Below are 2,301 nucleotides of genomic sequence, written 5' to 3'. Positions count from 1 at the left end.
GCAGGGCCAGGTGTACCGCTGCTGTACCTGCACTCAAGGCCACTACCTTTTTATCCTGTCCCACGAAGCGTTCCAAACCCTGCTCGAAGGCATTCACGTTCGGGCCAAGCGGAACAACCCAGTTCGTATCGAAGGCTTCTTGTATGAAGCCCATCTCCTTGCCGCTCATGTGAGCGAGGCAAAGATATATTCGTTTGTCCATAAAGTTATAAATGAATTTCTTTTCAAAGAAGTGCAATGAATATTATGAAGATATCTCTCTTTTTACATAATATGGAATTAGCAAAAAAACAAGGATTTTACAGAGCTTTTTCCAAAACCGTTTCATATCTAAAACTATATAATTGCTTCTTTTTTAGCAAGGGTTACTTTCTCAAGATGTCCTGGACATAATATCCGAGACTCAGCCAATCGAATTATTCGTGCTTTCGATTTATCCGCCTCCTTTTTATTACCATTGGGAAGATTCGTTACAACATTATATCCCGGTATATATGAATCTCCTGAAAAAACATAGTTCCCTACAAGATAAGTAATACAAGTTGGACTATGCCCCGGTGTTTCTATTGCCTTTACATTTATCCCATCTAGTAGAGTAATGGAATCTTCTTCACGAACAACTTTAATATTTTCTCCCCAATATACCATTGGGGTACCATAGTATTTCGATAGATTCAGTTTTACAGAAGCCAAAGCTTTTATACCAGCTTCATTAGTATAGATTATTGCACTGGGAAATATCCGTACTAAAGCAGGCAATCCATAGATATGATCGTAGTGAATATGTGTCAGTAAAATCCCTTTCAGCACTCTGTCTTTATCCACAATCTCCATAATTTTTTCAACATCTCCAGGGTCCACAATCCAAAAATCCAATCTATCAACTTCAAGAATATATGTTTTTGATTCTAGAATAGTATTGACAATGGATTTTACAGTTAACATTATATTAAAAATATTGAATCACCGATTATCAGCACAATCTTCAATGCCTTCAAATTATATCATCAATAGATTGATAACCATTTTCTCCATGCTGGAAAATTATTGAACATATCCGTGAAATTATCAGGATTCTTAAACCCTTCCCAGTTCCTATATTTTTTAGGCAGCCCTCTTTGTGCGACAAATGGATTATAGTTCAAATACCTACCCTTATTCAAAGAAGTTATCTCAGCCATTTCATCAACACTTAGTTCAAAATCTAAAATCGAAATATTTTCTTTCAAATGAACCATATTCCAAGTCTTAGGAATCACAATAATACCTCTTTGGACAAGCCACCGTAGGACTACTTGAACGGTGCTCTTACCATGTTTTTTTGCGATTGCCAAAATCAAAGGATGCTCGATAATCTCCAGTCTTGGCTCTACTGAACGAAAATGACTGAATGTCGACATAGCTTCAACTGCAATTCCTCTATCCTGACAGTATTTTGTTAATTCAATCTGAGCGTTTAATGGACTAATTTCTATTTGATTTACAGCAGGAACAACATCCGAAATCTCACTCAAAGCTTCAATATGTGGCTGCAGAAAATTGGAAACTCCAATTGCCCTGATTCTTCCCTCTTTATAGAATTTCTCAAGAACCTCCCACATATCCATGAATATTTTCCAAGGATTATGAATCAAAAATAAGTCTATATATTCCGTATCAAGGTTATCAAAAGATTTTAGAATAGCTTGTTCGATACTGACATTATTTCTTCGGTTAAGAATTCTATGAATTCCATACTTATATCCCCCATAGTAAAACGCATCAATATTTACTTTTGTAGTAATAAACACATCTTCACGCTTAATACCATGTTTCTTGAAAATCCGGGCAATATCAGCCTCATTATAATATCTCCAAGCTGTATCAAACTGCCTGTAACCCATATCATAAGCTTTTATCAAAGTATCTTCTAGCTTATCCTTCGGTATAAGAAACGTTCCTAGACCAACTTGCGGCATTTCAATGCCATTATTTAATTTTACATATTGCATATCCATATAATTATGCAGTTAAAATATTACGTATTCTTTATATGGTTCAAACGATTTTGCCCATCCAGCAAAACGGTTGACAACAGATTCATTATCAATCATGAGTCGTTCACGCTCAGATTTATTCGTCAAACGGTTGTAAAGTTCAGAGACTTCTACAACGCGAGTGATTCCATCTTCTCCTATCATGCAACGAGTTACGTTGAAAGTTAACTTAATAAGCCGTTTAGTTGATAGGGTGTCCAGTTAGATGTTCCGAAAAACAGATGCTGAAATCACCCGATAAGTTATTAATATAACGCTCTGATAT

General features: G+C 35.8%; 4 protein-coding genes. All 4 read right to left on the bottom strand.

Going from position 1 to position 2,301, the window contains the following annotated elements; translation table 11 throughout:
- Window positions 1–202, bottom strand: a 202-nt coding sequence (locus ABUA47_RS24190; protein ID WP_349832221.1) for a DegT/DnrJ/EryC1/StrS family aminotransferase, incomplete at its 3' end; no start/stop codon positions are given.
- Window positions 203–336: 134 nt separating this feature from the next.
- Complete coding sequence (locus ABUA47_RS24185; protein WP_057089502.1) at window positions 337–945, bottom strand: MBL fold metallo-hydrolase; 609 nt, start codon at window positions 943–945, stop codon at window positions 337–339.
- Window positions 946–1,007: 62 nt separating this feature from the next.
- On the bottom strand, window positions 1,008–1,997 hold the full coding sequence (locus tag ABUA47_RS24180) for an aldo/keto reductase family protein (protein ID WP_229079566.1): 990 nt from the start codon (window positions 1,995–1,997) through the stop codon (window positions 1,008–1,010).
- A 12-nt stretch (window positions 1,998–2,009) separates the two neighbouring features.
- Window positions 2,010–2,180 (bottom strand): hypothetical protein, encoded by a 171-nt coding sequence (locus ABUA47_RS24175; RefSeq protein WP_196073004.1) that lies wholly within the window; start codon window positions 2,178–2,180, stop codon window positions 2,010–2,012.
- Between the last annotated feature and the right edge of the window lie 121 nt (window positions 2,181–2,301).

Origin of the sequence: Bacteroides sp. RTP31139st1_H2_RTP31139_211217 (genome assembly GCF_040227615.1) — a bacterium.
Classification (GTDB): Bacteria; Bacteroidota; Bacteroidia; order Bacteroidales; family Bacteroidaceae; genus Bacteroides; species Bacteroides uniformis.
The sequence above is the reverse complement of the archived record's forward strand: the minus strand, read 5'-3'. Positions and strand labels throughout refer to the sequence as shown.

What these genes read in the sequence shown, in the direction of transcription:
- ABUA47_RS24185 (WP_057089502.1), bottom strand. Translation starts at nt 945, where the DNA reads ATGTTAACTGTAAAATCCATTGTCAATACTATTCTAGAATCAAAAACA.
- ABUA47_RS24180 (WP_229079566.1), bottom strand. Translation starts at nt 1,997, where the DNA reads ATGGATATGCAATATGTAAAATTAAATAATGGCATTGAAATGCCGCAA.
- ABUA47_RS24175 (WP_196073004.1), bottom strand. Translation starts at nt 2,180, where the DNA reads ATGATAGGAGAAGATGGAATCACTCGCGTTGTAGAAGTCTCTGAACTT.